Genomic DNA, 13,909 nt, shown 5'->3' on the forward strand with positions numbered 1-13,909 from the left:
CTCGTCCGTGCCCCGCATCATGATCCCCTCTCGCCGTGAGAAGGGGTGAATCATGTTCTGCATCCAAGGTCGAGGCCGACTATTTCAGCGACCTGTTAAAGGCGAGCTCCGAGGACGCAGCCCGAAAAAAGAAGGAGGCAGCACACAACTTGACCCGGACATGAAACGAAATCCATAACCAGAGGTGATGTGGTGGACGGCCCTTCCACCCGCCCGCCCCTGAGGCATTCTGGGGCTGTCGCAGCAAACGAGCGGAAGGCTTTGGAAGATGGACGAGGTTACGACGATCGGCCTGGATCTGGCCAAGACGTATTTTCAGGTTCACGGCGTTGACGAACGCGGTCGCACGGTCGTTCAGCGCCGCCTTCGGCGCAGCGAGGTTCTGGTCTTTTTCCGGAAGCTCTCCCCTTGCCTGGTGGGCATGGAAGCCTGCGCGACGGCGCATCATTGGGCGCGTGAACTGCTCGAGCTGGGTCATGATGTCCGGCTCATGCCGCCAGCCTATGTGAAAGCCTATGTCAAGCGTGGCAAGACCGATGCCGCCGATGCCGAGGCGATCTGCGAAGCCGTGACCCGGCCATCGATGCGCTTCGTCGCGGTGAAGACGGTGGATCAGCAAGGCGTCCTGATGCTGCACAAGACCCGCGACCTGCTGGTCCGTCAACGAACGATGCCTGTGAACGCCTTGCGCGGCCATCTCGCCGAGTTCGGGCTCGTGACCGCCAAGGGAGCGGCTGGCGTCAAAGCTGCGATTGCCGCATTTGTCACGGCCCGGGATATGTTGCCCGCCGAAGCACGCGCCACGCTGGGGGTGATCGCTGCGCAGCTTCGTGGTCTTGAGGGCGAAATCGAGCAGCTCGAGGGCAAAATCGTCGCTTGGCACCGGGCCAACGAAACGAGCCGCCGCCTTGCCACCATTCCCGGCATCGGCCCGATCACGGCCAGTGCGATTGCAGCGGCAGTGCCGGATGGTTCGATGTTCCGGTCCGGGCGCCAGTTTGCGGCCCGGCTCGGGTTGACACCGCGGGCTCACAGCAGCGGGGGGCGCGTGCGTAAGCTTGGGATCAGCAAGCAGGGTGACGGATATCTGCGCCGGCTGCTGGTCGTGGGCGCAACAGCCGTGATGCGCATGGCCAGGCAACCGACGAAAGCCGAAAGCTGGGCGGGGCGGCTTCTTGAGCGCAAACCGGCAAAGCTCGCCGCCGTGGCGCAGGCAAACAAGACCGCGCGGATCGCCTGGGCGGTGATGACCCGCGGCACGGTTTATGCCGCAACAGCGGCCTGAGATGGAATGGCCTCGTCGGATATCAGGTCGACGCGGCATAAGACGCAAGTGAAGAACGTGATGAGCAACCGGCGGTGCCGGGGATCGACCAAGCCCACGGGGACCAGGCGCTTCAGAGCGCGATGAGGTGATTTGGGAGCCGATCCGCGGAATTCATCAGGGCCAGCGGGCATCGCCCGCGCGAAAAGGCCGGACACATGGATGCACTCCTGCCGCGGAGACATCACGATTTAACGCTTGCCTCGGAAGGGCTGCCCACACAGGGGCACTTCTTAGTGCAAAACCCGGGTCAGTCCTGCGTGCAAATCAACACATTTCGAGACGCAGGCAATTCCGCACCGCGGCGGCGATCGCCAGCGCGGGTGCGATCAAAAGCATGACCATCGGCGGCACCTCCGGCGCACGGCAGCGCCCGGAGCCCTCCCCGAGCAGTTCGCGCGCCAGATGCGCAAAAGCATCGCCGAGCGCAAAGGGCCGGGCGATCGGCGCAAGCCAATGCGCGGACCCGACCGGACCAGTCAGCGGCGCGCGGGCGAAGAACGTCGTATCAGTCGTGACGGGCAACGGGCAGTCTCCGCCGAGAACGGGCAACAGGAGCGTCGTGGCGAACCAGATCACGCACGCTCCCGACAGCGCCAGCAGCGGGTTCGGGTTGGTCGCCGTGATCGCGAGAGAGAGCGTCGCAAAGGTCATCAGATAGGCCCAGCCGAGCACGAGAAAGACCACAAACCGCGCCCACTCCTCGGGGGTTGGCCGCGGCAGAGGCAGGGCCAGCAGCGCCGCAGCGCCGATCACCCCGACCACCCCGACCAGCACCGCCATCGCGGCTCCAAGCGCGGCGACCTTGGCGGCGGCATAGTCGAACTCGTCTTGCATCCGCACCCCGATCAGCGGCAAGAGACCGGCGCGCCGGTCGCTTTCAAGGCAGCGATGCCCGATCATTATAGCCGCAAAAGCCCCCGACAGAGCGAGGCAGGGCGCTAGGTCGCGCAAGAGCCAAAGCGAGGGGCCCGGCACATGCTGCCCCGGCACGACATTCGTACTCGGCTTCGAGAGCAGCACGCCAGCAAGCCTGGTATGGATCAAACCTCTGGTTTCGGCCTCGGCCCAACCCAAAGCCGCCGCGGCCAGCGCAGAGGCCACGACCAGCCAGAAGATCGCGCGGATGACGCGCTCGCGGCGCAGCACCCGCAGGCTGTGCGCGCACAAAAGCGCTGCGGGTCTCATACTGCCACCACCTTCGAGGGCGCCATCGCAACATAGAGCCGCTCCAGCGCCGCCGGATCGCGCCACCTGACGCCGCGCGCCTCGCCCAGCCCATAGAACACCAGCGCCCCATGCGCCAGAACCCCCATCAGAGTGCAAGCCCGGGTCATCTCGCCCAGCGCCCTCGTGCATAGCAATACCGTCATCCCGCCAGCATTGAGCATTTCGACGGCGGCGCGGATATGGCGGGCTTCCATCGGATCAAGCCCCGCATCGGGCTCGTCGAGCAGCAGCACCTCCGGGCGATGCAGGATCGCCTGCGCGAGCCCGACCCGGCGCTTCAGCCCCAAAGGAAGCCCCCCCGGGCGATGCTCGGCGAGATCGCGCAGCGACAAAAGCTCGAGCACCTCCTCGACCCGGGCGCGTGCCCCGGAGAGGTTCGACAGTCCCGCCATCAGCAGCAGATGCTCGCGCAGGCTGAGATGCGGATGCAACTTTAGGGTCTGGGGCAGATAACCCAAGACGCGGCGCGCCTGTTCGCGATTGTAAACGGTGCTGAAGCCGGCGACGCTCGCATGCCCGGATTGCGGCGCGCGCAGCGTGGCGAGCATCTCCAGCAGCGCGGACTTGCCAGCACCGGCGTGGCCGACGAGACCAAAGATCTCGCCATGGGGAATGCTCAGATCGAGCGGGTGAAGCCCGGGCCCCGAACCTGCAGAGCAGCTCAGCGCCTTGGCCAGAATGGCGGGTGGGGTGGTGGTCATGCGAATCTCCTTCCGGAGCTCGTCTGACATGCCGCCCGCCGTCATAACCTGCTTCGCGTATCACAAATTTGTAACAAGCTGGGCGAGCCCATGGCCGAGGCAGACGAATGGCGAGCGCACTATCCCAAAGATCGCTTGGTCACATACACATCATTTGCTACCAAAACCGGCCGAAAGCGAGGCACCGACCCAATGAAGATTCTGATCTGCGAGGACGATGCCGAAACCGGACGCTATCTCAGTCGAAGCCTTCAGAGGGAGGGCCATGTGGTCGATCTTGTCGAGACCGGGCGCTTGGCGCTGGTGCAAGCCACGGCTGGGGCCCATGATCTCCTGATCATCGATAGAATGATGCCCGCAATCGACGGGCTTTCGGTGCTGCGTGCACTGCGCATGGCGCAGATCACCACGCCCGCGATCATTCTCACCGCCATGAGCAGCGTCGAGGACCGGGTCGCGGGGCTGCGCGCGGGGGCCGATGACTATCTGGTCAAACCCTTCGCCTTTGCTGAACTCATGGCACGGATCGAGGCGATCGCACGCCGCCCGGTGCTGGCGGCCGAGCCGACCGAGTTGATGCAGGGTGAGCTGCGTCTTAACCTGCTTGCCCGCACCGCCTCCCGCGCCGGACGAGGGATTTCGCTCCTGCCGCGCGAATTCCTGCTCTTGCGCCATTTCATGGAACGCCCGGGGCGGGTGCAGACCCGCACGATCCTGCTCGAGGCGGTTTGGGGGCTGCGGTTCGAACCCGGAACCAGCGTTCTTGAAACCCATATCAGCCGCCTACGCGCCAAGATCGACAAGCCCTTCGGCAAACCCTATCTGACCACGCTGCACGGCATCGGCTACGTGTTCGCGCCCGCATGAGACCCGCCCCGACATGGTCGATGCGCTTCGCCTTCGCGATGTCGCTTGTGTTCGTACTTGCGGCTCTCGTGACGGGCGGCGCGGCCTTCGTGCTGCAACTCGAGAACATGTCGCGGTGGATGCAGATCGAGGTCGAGGCCGATACCCGCGCGCTGGCGCAAGCGAGCGTGATCGGTGGCGCAGAGGCGCTGGCACGTCTGGTTGCGGTGCAGGTCAGGGTCGGTGCCGCCGAGGATGGACGGATCGCCCTGTTCCTGCCCGACGATCCCTGCTTGCAACCAGTGGGCAATTTCTGGATTGACGCCCGCTTCGAGGGGCTACGCTATTTTGAAACCGGCGTCGGGCTCGTGCCTGACGCGCCCGCCATGCCCCGAACGGACCGCTTGGTCGCATATGGCCTGGCGGTCGAGGGTGGCTGGCTGATGACGGGACGTTCAACGGCCTGGATCGAGGATCAGGTCGCGATCTGGGGCGCGAGTTTCGGCTGGGGACTTGGGGCGACGGCGCTGATCACCACGGTGGTGGCGGTGTTCCTTGCGCGTCGGGCCGGGCGGCGGGTGGCGCGGATGGAGCATGTGCTCGAGGCGGTCGGGGCGGGAAATCATGCGTTGCGCATCCATGATGAGGGGGGGGACGATCTGGCGCGGCTGGCGCAAAGCGTCGATACGGCCCTGGGGCGGCTCGAAAGCGGGATAGCGGCGATCCAACAGGTCTCGACCGATGTCGCCCATGACCTGCGCGCGCCGCTCGGTCGGCTGCGGCTGCGGCTCGAGCCGCTAGCACAGAGCGCTCGGATACCCCCTGAAGAACGCCGCGAAATCGGGGAGGCGATTGTCGACCTCGATCATGCGGCGATCACTTTCGACGCGATCTTGCGCCTCTCGCGAATGCAGGCGGGGTTGGTGCATATCTCCCCACGGCCGGTCGATCTGGCGGTGCTGGCGCGCGATGTGGTTGATCTGATGATACCGGTCGCCGAAGATCTGGGGCGGGTGATTTGTCTTGAGGTCGAGACCGCGGCGACGGTCGGGGGCGATGACGAATTGCTGGGGCAGGCGCTGTTCAACCTGATCGAGAACGCTTTGCGCCACTGCCCGGTGCTGGCGCGGATCACCGTCGGTGTGCGCCGCGTTGCAGGCGGTGCCGAGGTTTCGGTCTGCGATGACGGGCCAGGAGTGCCCGAGGCTGATCTGGGGCGGATCTGCGAGCGGTTCGTGCGCCTCGACACGGCGCGCAGCACCCCGGGCAGCGGCATCGGGCTGAGCCTCGTGCGGGCTATCGCCGATCTGCACACTGCGCGGTTCACTCTGGAAAACGGCGCGCCAGGCCTGTGCGCCCGGATCGTTTTTCCGCGCGCCGAATGCGTCTGAACTTCGATTTTGCCGCCATTAAGCTGCATCCGCCTGCGGCGAAGCGTCGCAAGCCCAATTTCCCCACGCGCGCAAACGCACATTACCCCTAGCCTTTTGTGCGCACCGGTTTGCCAAAGGGCGTGCCGGACCTTCTGTGTTGCCGCGCGTTCGCGCATCTCGTCGCTCTTACGACGATCAGTGCGCGTTCCGTTCCTCACACCGCGCTTCGAACCCTTTCAGACGTTAAGGCGAAGATAACCGTGATTGAAAGCGCGGTTGAGGCGCCCCCCGTCGGCGCGTATTTGATCGCGAGAGCAAAACAGACAATTCGCGCGGAAGGTATTGTCGGGTTGGTGGAACAGATGTTGAATTTGAGGACCGCGCCGAACACGGGCGGGGGCCCGGCACATAAAAATGATCTGGAGGAAGAGACCTGGGCCAAAGAAGCAGGCGCGCCAAGCACTGTGCCTACTCAGATTTTGGTCGCGCATCGCGAACAATTTGCCATCGACGCCTTGGCGCAGGAACTTGCGGCACAAGCAACGGCGGTGCTCGGTGTCACCAATCCCGCCGATCTGCAGACCTGTCTCGCTCGCGGTCCGCAGATTTCGGCGGCGATCGTCGATTTCCGGCTTTTTTCCGCTTCGGGGCTCGATCAGCTGCGTAAGCTTTTGGCACGTCTGGGGGACGTGCCGGTGATCCTTTTCGCCTCCGGTCTCGAAGCGCGCGTGATCGCGCTGGCGCTGCAAGCGGGCGTGCGCGGCATCATTCCGGCAACCATGCCGCTCAAAGCGATCTCCAGTGTGCTTTACCTAGTGCAACTTGGTCAGGTGTTCACCGGCGGGCCGCCGCTTAAGAACGCGCCGGGAGATGGCCAGAGCTCGCGGAGCCTGACCGATGAAGAATATGGCGTGCTGCGCCGGGTCGCTCTGGGAGACACCAACAAGCAGATCGCGGGAGAATTCGGCGTGACCGAGGTACGAGTCAAGATGCTGATGCGCGCAATCTGCCGCAAGATCGAGGCGCGCAACCGTGCCCATGCCTGCGTGATCGCGCGCGAGCAGGGGCTGCTCTGAGCCCTCAGTGCTCCAATGCCCGCGAGGCGGCCAAAGATAGGCCCCGCACTCCAAGGATGAATGGCCGCCGTCCCAATGCTTGGGCAAACTGTCCCGAGGCGGATCGTCCCGCGACGAGTCGCCTAGGTGTTTCAGGCTGGGGGCGATCTTGCTCAAGAATTTCGACACGGCTGGCGCTTTTCGGTGCGCGCTGCCACCCGCCGACCGGATCGGCGCCACCTTTCAGGGTAAGGGGTTTTCGCTCCACATCACCGCACGCAAGCGGATGAGGCGCCACGACGCGCAGCCATGTGTGCCACCCGAGAGGCTGGCTGAAGAGCATCCCGACACCCGCTCCCCGAACAGAAAAAACCATCTGAGCCCTGCCCTATGCAGCCTCTCGCGGATTGCCTCGATGCTACGGGCGGCCATTGCGGATCTGCGACGTCTGGGTACCACGATCGAGGCGCCTGCTCCACACAAACGCCCGACCTCACCAGATCCGGTCGCCCCCGCACGCCCCCACCCGCCGCTGTTTCGTGCCCCGGCGCGACCGCGAATGGATAATTCAGAACTCGCCCGGATACGCGTTCTGCTCCAAAGCAGATCCCGTGCCGGAAACTGGGTGATCGTGCTCACACCCGAGACTGGCGACGACCCGGTGCCGCCGGAGTGGATAAGCGAATTGAACTGCCTGCACTTCACCGTATTCGATGTGGAGATGCTGAACGATCTGGTTATCTCGGCGGGCTCCAGCGTTGCCTGTATCGTGCTCGACGGGCGCCTAGAGAACCGCGCTCTGGCGGAGCTTTCAATCCAGGAAGCGAAGCAAAGATACCCCGCAATCCGTGCGGTTCTGCTCGACGCAGAGCCTCACGTCGGCGATGACACCCCCTCCCCCGACGCGCCTTTTGATGTCCGGCTCCGACTGCCCCCGACGCGGGCACGGCTGAAATGGGCCATCGTCGCGGGCGGCGAGGCGTCCGGCTGAGGGCGATGCGCGGCCACTCTTGGCGCGTCGCCCTCAGTTCGTTCTCTCAGAGCGTTACGCCCAGGATGATATCGTCTATCCGGACCTGTGCCCCGTCCTCGCCGAGCGTATACAGGCTGTAGCTCTGCCCTCCGATCACCTTGGTCCGGCCTGCTTCCTCGGCACCACCTGAACGCTGATATCCCCCCGCACCAGCAGCGGTTGTACAGAGCCGGTGAAGGCAAGGATCTGCGCGGCGTCAAGACTAAGCTGCGCCTGTGGCGCCAAGCTCAGATCAATCATGCCAATATCGAAGCCGTCTAGCCCCTCGCGTGCAAGATCAACGGGAACAGAGGCCGTGGCATCGACGACCAGCGACGTCGAAGCGGTGTTGCCCGCTGGATATTGATCGGTGATCACCAAATATGTCCCGTCGGGAACCGCCTCGGCGAAATCGTAGCTGAAGAAGTCGCCCCTCGCATTGTAGGTGACATCGAAGCCTAGCTCCTGGACCTGCCCGGAGGAGTCAGTCGTCGCCAGATCGAAGGCGCTCTCTCCCGCGTCCACGCGGATCCCGAGCAGGCTGGAAAAGTCGCTCAGATAGGCGACTATGTCGGGGGCCGCAGGCGCCAACAGATCGACCTCGAACGTGCCCGCGAGCTTGGCGGGATTGCCCGCCGCATCAAGAGCAAGGACCGTGTAACCGATTTCGCCCGAGGGGCTCGGCAGCTGATCGGGAGCGAAGTTCACCGATCAGTCTTCTCCCGCCGAGGCTGCGCAAGGGCAACGGCCCCCCCCTCGGCCTCAACTCGCACCTGAACAACGGGCTCTGCTGTGCCCGCCAGCCGAACGCCCTGCGCCGCTGCAGCGAGGCTCACCAGCGCATCGGGCTCGGATAGCGCGACCGCGGGCGGCACCGTATCGACCTCAAGCTGATCCACAAGGATAGTGACACGTCCGAGCGCATCGGTGGCCGTCAGGGTGATGGTCTGGTTATATTCACCGGGCGGAAACTGGTCCTGTGCGAACGTCACCTGCCAAGTCCCGTCAGCCGCGCTCAAGGTTCGCTCCACTTCACCTGCGATTGTTACCTCGATTTCGACAAAAGGCTCGCCCGTGCCGCGCAGCGTGATGCCGTCGACATAATCCGCTGCGTTCTCGATATCGTCAACCGAAGCTGCCCCGGCAAGAACTTGCACCTCGGGTCCGGCGAAATCGATGACCGCGGCGTTGCTCTGGCTTTCGGAAATCTGCCCGTCAGGCGCAAGCGTCACGACGCTCGCCTGATACGTGTTGTCGGGCGGCAGCCGATCCCCCGAAAACGCCACGCTCCAAAGCCCCTCGGCATCCGCGCGCGCACTCAATGTCTGCCCGTTCAGAGCCACCAGCACCACCGAACCCGGAGCCGCCTGCCCGGAAACCACGGCTTGCCCGACAATGTTGTCGATCTGCAAACTTGGGGCGGGAAAAGCGGCGGCTCATTTGGATCCACTATGGTGACGTCGCGGCCGCCAGTGATCAAGGTTCCAACCCCGGCCCCCGCCAAACCAACCGGCAGGAATTGTTGCGATGCCAGCAGCAACCCAACCGACCCCGTCGCAGTTTCGACAACCTCCGCATCGCCTGTTGATTTCCACCCAGCACTGAGTCGGGTAGGCGCATAATTTCCACTGAGAATTGAGCCATGTGAACCTTTCCCCCGACGCGCCGTGCAGCGGGGTTAACGGATTGATCCACATGGGACTTTTGAACATCATCCGCCGGATGCACTTGCGGCAGAAGCTATTGATCCGGGAGATTGCCCGTCGCGCGGGCCTGTCGCGCAATACCGTGGCCAAACATCTGGCCGCCGATACGATCGAGCCGCATTTCACGACGCCCGAGCGGCCGAGCAAGCTTGATCCCTTTGCCGAGAAGTTGGCTGGCTGGTTGAAGACCAATGCCGGGAAGCCCCGCAAAGAGCGGCAGACGCTGAAGAAGATGCATGCCGACCTGGTGACACTTGGTTTCACCGGTTCTTACAACCGCGTTGCCGTCTTTGCGAGACAATGGCGGGCCGATCGGCAGCGTGAGCAACAAACCACGGGGCGCGGCACCTTCGTTCCGCTGGCTTTCCGCCCCGGCGAGGCGTTCCAGTTCGACTGGAGCGAAGACTTCGCGGTGGTCGGCGGCGAACGCATGAAGCTCCAGATCGCCCACATCAAGCTGTCGCACAGCCGAGCCTTCCTGTTGCGAGCCTATCCCCTGCAGACCCACGAGATGCTGTTCGACGCCCACTGGCATGCGTTCCGGGTCTTTGGGGGTGTTCCTGTGCGGGGCATTTACGACAACATGCGCACAGCAGTGGATCGGGTCGGTCGCGGCAAGGAGCGGCAGGTCAATATCCGCTTCCTCGCCATGGCAAATCACTATGTCTTCGAGCCTGACTTCTGCAATCCGGCGGCTGGGTGGGAGAAAGGGCAAGTCAAGAAGAACGTCCGCGACTCCCGCCATCAGATGCTGCAAGGCATGCCGGACTTTCCCGATCTTGCCGCGCTGAATGACTGGCTGGAACAGCGTTGCATTGCGCTGTGGCACGAGACCGCCCATGGCACGCTGTCCGGAACCATTGCAGATGTCTGGGCTGAGGAACGGGCGGTCTTGATGCCCTTGCCCGTGGCCTTTGATGGCTTCATCGAGGTGAGCAAGCGCGTCTCGCCAGCCTGCCTGATCAGCTTTGAATGCGATCGCTACAGCGTTCCGGCATCCTTTGCGAACCGGCCTGTCAGCCTTCGGGTCTACCCCGACCGGCTGGTCGTGGCAGCCGAGGGCAAAATCCTGTGCGAACATGCCCGCGTGATCGAGCGTAGCCAAAAGCTGCCGCCGAAGACGATCTACGACTGGCGGCACTATCTGGCGGTCGTCCAACGTAAGCCCAGGGCTCTTCGGAATGGGGCGCCCTTCCTGGAATTACCACCTGCCTTCAGACAGTTGCAGGACCACATGCTCCGCAAGCCTAGCGGCGACCGCGAGATGGTCGATATCCTCGCGCTTGTGCTTCACCACGATGAACAGGCCGTGCTGACCGCCGTGGAATTGGCCTTGGCCGAGGGGGTGCCGACCAAGACCCATCTGTTGAACCTCCTGCACCGCCTGGTCGACGGTAAAGTCATCGATGGTCCTCGGCTGGATACCCCGCAAGCGCTGAGCCTGCGGCGTGAGCCCAAGGCCAATGTAGAGCGCTATGACACCCTGCGCGGCCAGATCGTGGGCGGCCGCCATGCGTCATGACCCCGCCGCCGCGGCCATCGTCATCATGCTCCGTAGCCTGAAGATGTATGGCATGGCCCAAGCCGTTCAGGATCTCCTCGAACAGGGGGCTCCGGCTTTCGAAGCCGCCATCCCGATCCTGTCGCAACTGCTGGAGGCCGAATTGGCCGAACGCGAGGTGCGCTCCATCGCGTATCACATGAAGGCGGCGCGCTTCCCGGCCTACAAGGATCTCTCGGGCTTCGACTTCGCCGCCAGCAAGATCAACGAGGCCACAGTCCGGACCCTGCACCGCTGCGAATTCATGGAGGGCGCCCAGAATGTGGTTCTGATCGGTGGCCCGGGCACCGGTAAGACACATGTCGCAACGGCCCTTGGCGTTCAGGCCATCGAGCATCATCGCCGCAAGGTCCGCTTCTTCTCAACCATCGAACTGGTAAATGCCCTCGAACAGGAAAAGGCCAAGGGTAAGGCAGGGCAGATTGCCGAAAGCCTGACCAAGCTCGACCTCGTCATCTTGGACGAGCTCGGATACCTGCCGTTCAGCGCCTCGGGCGGGGCTATGCTGTTCCATCTGCTCAGCAAACTTTACGAACGCACCAGCGTCGTCATCACCACCAACCTGAGCTTCGCCGAATGGGCTACGGTCTTTGGAGACGCCAAGATGACCACCGCCTGACCCACCGCTGTCACATCCTTGAAACCGGAAACGACAGCTTCCGATTCAAGGCGAGTTGAGCCGCCGCAACCCGCAAAAAGAAGGAATGAAGTCCGCCCTTGACCCACAACTGACGAAAAATCCATAATCAGAGGTGGCTCACTTCTCGACGGAAAACCCGGCTCAGTTCTGGGTGGAAATCAACACCCCGGGATTTTGATCAGCACCTCGTGGCGAGTCTTGGAAATGTCGATGCCTACCAGAACACGGGCATCCGAAGTATGCTCAACCTTGGTCATAGCCGGTCTCCTCTGTGGTGTGGTTCGCAAAACCACCATAGAGATCCGAGCTCCGGTTATGGCCGCCTGCTGCGCGATTTTGGGGGCTGCGCAGGCGGCCACAACCTTCAACGGCGGTTCACTCCCGACATGCTATGGAACCGAGTTCACCTCTAACGCGATCCTGAAATGGGCCGAGAAGATGCAGGTGAAGTGGCACTACATCGCGCCTGGCAAGCCCATGCAAAACGGCAACTGCGAGGCGTTCAACGGCCGGATGCGCGACGAGCTGCTGAACGAGACCTTGTTCTTCGGCATCGATCATGCGCGCGAGGCTGTCGCCCGCTGGACCCACGTCTATAATACCGAAAGCCCTCTTTCAGCCCTCGGTTATCAGGCCCCGGCGGTCTTCGCTGCCCAACTCAACGCAATGGGCGATCAGCTTCGCGCAACCGAACCGCTGCGCAGATCGCTCATTGCTCCGTCGGCGCAACCGCGCCAAATTCAGCAAGGGACTCTGGTTTCAGCCGGATGAACATCGGGGGTCACAGCAGTCATCGCGGTGATGATGGGCGACGAGGACCGCAATCAGATGTCGAGGTGGCGTAATCAGGTTGTTCAGGGCGAACTACGTCTCCATCCTCTTGGCGCCCCAATAGCGTTTTCCCAGCAAGTTTGCACGCCAAACTCTACGAACTTTCCTTGCTGCGACCGCATCTTCGCGTTTCGCCCAACGCCGGTTTCGTGTAGAGACGTAGGAAGCCTTCTATCGCCGAGATCCCGCCTTTGAAAATTTCTGTCATTACTGCAGTTTACAATTCAGAAGCGACCGTCGGCGAGGCCATCGCCAGCGTCGCTGCCCAAACATATCCTGACGTCGAGCATTTAGTGGTAGAGGGAAAATCAAAGGATGGCTCGTTGGCTGCCATTGAGCGTGCTGGCCACGAGCGGATGCGGTTGATGAGCGAGCCAGACGACGGGATCTATGACGCGGTCAACAAGGGCGTTCGGAACTCCACCGGCGACGTGATCGGCTTCATTCACAGCGACGACTTTCTTGCCCACAACGGGGTGCTGGCACGGATAGCGGCAGCATTTGAAGATCCGGCGGTTGAGGCAGTGTTCAGCGATCTGGACTATGTCGCACAGGCTGACACGTCGCGAGTCATTCGGCACTGGTCGACCGGTGCGTTCCACCCGTGGCGCTTGGAATATGGCTGGATGCCACCGCACCCCACGCTGTACTTGCGCCGCGAGGTCTACGAGCACTTTGGGACCTATGACAAGAACATGCGCATCGCGGCAGATTACGATTTCATCCTGCGGTACTTCTCGCAGGCGACTGGAAAATCGGTCTATATCCCCGAGGTGCTCTACAAGATGCGGGTTGGCGGTGTCAGCAACCGCAACTGGCCCAAGATCCGCCAGAAGATGGAAGAAGACATGCTGGCGATCCGTCGCAACCGCGTGGGGGGCCTTCACACGCTGGCGTTCAAGAACCTATCGAAGGTCAGCCAGTTTCTGGTGCGCCCGCAGCACAGCTGAGCCGCGTCTGCACGATCGCCGCAAGCACATCATGCTCGCGGCGGAAGATGGTATGGTCGCCGCCCTTCCCCGAAAGGCATCAACGTGCCAACATTTGTGGTGATCAGGCCACAGAACTGGAGAAGGACGGCAGCATGAAAGATACAATGATCGGGGTGGATTTGGCAAAGCGCGTTTTCCATCGTCACGTCGCGTCGATGACGGGCGAGGTGAGAGGCCGCAAAAAGCTGACGCCGGACCAGTTTCGGCGCTACATGTCCGATGGGCGTTGATGATGTGACCGCCCCCCGACGGCATCAATGTGCCAAGGTGGGTCTGCGAGGATCCACAGAGGGGAGCGGTCATGTCGGAGATTATCACGGTCGGGCTCGACCTGGCGAAGAATGTGTTTCAGGCGCATGGGGCTGATGCTTCCGGGCGCTCGGTGCTGCGCAGGAAGCTGAGACGGGACCAGGTGCTGGCGTTTTTCGGCCAGCTGCCGCCGTGCGTGGTGGCGATGGAAGCCTGTGGCGGTTCCCACTTCTGGGGTCGCGAGATCGGGAAGCTGGGCCATGAGGTGCGGCTGATCCCGCCCGCCTATGTTAACAGGTTGCTGAAATAGTCAGGCGACGAGAAGGATCTTCCGTGATCGGGAGTTTCTGCGGCTGCGTGTCCCTCCGGGCCGCCACGCTTCCGCGTCA

General features: G+C 62.9%; 12 protein-coding genes and 3 pseudogenes. 11 read left to right on the forward strand and 4 right to left on the reverse strand.

All coding sequences use genetic code 11. The annotated features are described in order from the left end of the window. Positions 1 to 268: 268 nt before the first annotated feature. Complete coding sequence (locus CRO22_RS17720; protein ID WP_097071479.1) at positions 269 to 1,285, forward strand: IS110 family RNA-guided transposase; 1,017 nt, start codon at positions 269 to 271, stop codon at positions 1,283 to 1,285. A 306-nt stretch (positions 1,286 to 1,591) separates the two neighbouring features. Here the strand turns inward: CRO22_RS17720 and CRO22_RS17725 are convergent, their stop codons facing one another. Both CRO22_RS17725 and CRO22_RS17730 read right to left on the reverse strand, forming a co-directional pair. Further along, positions 1,592 to 2,512 (reverse strand): hypothetical protein, encoded by a 921-nt coding sequence (locus CRO22_RS17725; RefSeq protein WP_097071480.1) that lies wholly within the window; start codon positions 2,510 to 2,512, stop codon positions 1,592 to 1,594. Beyond that, positions 2,509 to 3,255, reverse strand: coding sequence for an ABC transporter ATP-binding protein (locus tag CRO22_RS17730; protein ID WP_176518696.1), 747 nt, complete (start codon positions 3,253 to 3,255; stop codon positions 2,509 to 2,511). Before CRO22_RS17730 ends, CRO22_RS17725 begins: the two co-directional genes overlap by 4 nt. A gap of 192 nt (positions 3,256 to 3,447) precedes the next feature. Between CRO22_RS17730 and CRO22_RS17735 the strand changes: the two genes are divergently transcribed. The 4 genes from CRO22_RS17735 (at position 3,448) to CRO22_RS18725 (ending at position 7,520) form a co-directional block, all read left to right on the forward strand. Then, complete coding sequence (locus CRO22_RS17735) at positions 3,448 to 4,122, forward strand: response regulator transcription factor (RefSeq protein WP_097071482.1); 675 nt, start codon at positions 3,448 to 3,450, stop codon at positions 4,120 to 4,122. A 20-nt stretch (positions 4,123 to 4,142) separates the two neighbouring features. Further along, on the forward strand, positions 4,143 to 5,492 hold the full coding sequence (locus tag CRO22_RS17740; RefSeq protein ID WP_176518697.1) for a sensor histidine kinase: 1,350 nt from the start codon (positions 4,143 to 4,145) through the stop codon (positions 5,490 to 5,492). A 242-nt stretch (positions 5,493 to 5,734) separates the two neighbouring features. Next, entirely contained in the window at positions 5,735 to 6,550 is an 816-nt protein-coding gene (locus tag CRO22_RS17745; RefSeq protein ID WP_097071484.1) for a response regulator transcription factor, read from the forward strand. A gap of 148 nt (positions 6,551 to 6,698) precedes the next feature. Next, complete coding sequence (locus CRO22_RS18725) at positions 6,699 to 7,520, forward strand: hypothetical protein (protein WP_141399482.1); 822 nt, start codon at positions 6,699 to 6,701, stop codon at positions 7,518 to 7,520. Positions 7,521 to 7,655: 135 nt separating this feature from the next. Here the strand turns inward: CRO22_RS18725 and CRO22_RS17755 are convergent, their stop codons facing one another. Next, positions 7,656 to 8,249: a hypothetical protein gene (locus tag CRO22_RS17755; RefSeq protein ID WP_097071486.1), complete on the reverse strand. Its 594-nt coding sequence runs from the start codon at positions 8,247 to 8,249 to the stop codon at positions 7,656 to 7,658. Further along, a complete protein-coding gene (locus CRO22_RS17760) occupies positions 8,246 to 8,953 on the reverse strand; it encodes a phage tail protein (RefSeq protein ID WP_097071487.1) in 708 nt (235 codons plus the stop codon). The genes CRO22_RS17755 and CRO22_RS17760 overlap by 4 nt, the downstream gene beginning before the upstream one ends. Positions 8,954 to 9,236: 283 nt before the next feature. Here CRO22_RS17760 and istA point away from each other — a divergent pair, with 283 nt between their 5' ends. The 6 genes and pseudogenes from istA to CRO22_RS17790 all read left to right on the forward strand — a co-directional run. Beyond that, positions 9,237 to 10,769, forward strand: a complete 1,533-nt coding sequence (gene istA / locus CRO22_RS17765) for an IS21 family transposase (RefSeq protein WP_102024767.1) — start codon at positions 9,237 to 9,239, stop codon at positions 10,767 to 10,769. Further along, positions 10,759 to 11,486 (forward strand): annotated as a pseudogene (gene istB, locus CRO22_RS17770) (IS21-like element helper ATPase IstB). The gene istA and the pseudogene istB overlap by 11 nt, the downstream one beginning before the upstream one ends. Before the next feature lie 334 nt (positions 11,487 to 11,820). After that, positions 11,821 to 12,111 (forward strand): annotated as a pseudogene (locus CRO22_RS19285) (integrase core domain-containing protein); the annotation flags it as partial. Between the two features lie 359 nt (positions 12,112 to 12,470). Continuing rightward, positions 12,471 to 13,229: a glycosyltransferase family 2 protein gene (locus tag CRO22_RS17780; protein WP_097071490.1), complete on the forward strand. Its 759-nt coding sequence runs from the start codon at positions 12,471 to 12,473 to the stop codon at positions 13,227 to 13,229. A 134-nt stretch (positions 13,230 to 13,363) separates the two neighbouring features. Continuing rightward, the gene (locus tag CRO22_RS17785; protein WP_176518699.1) at positions 13,364 to 13,501 is read left to right on the forward strand and encodes a hypothetical protein; all 138 of its coding nucleotides are present in this window, start codon (positions 13,364 to 13,366) and stop codon (positions 13,499 to 13,501) included. A 71-nt stretch (positions 13,502 to 13,572) separates the two neighbouring features. Continuing rightward, positions 13,573 to 13,827, forward strand: a pseudogene (locus CRO22_RS17790) (IS110 family transposase); the annotation flags it as partial. Positions 13,828 to 13,909: the final 82 nt, after the last annotated feature.

The sequence above is a fragment of the Rhodobacter maris genome (assembly GCF_900217815.1).
Taxonomy (GTDB): Bacteria; Pseudomonadota; Alphaproteobacteria; order Rhodobacterales; family Rhodobacteraceae; genus Rhodobacter; species Rhodobacter maris.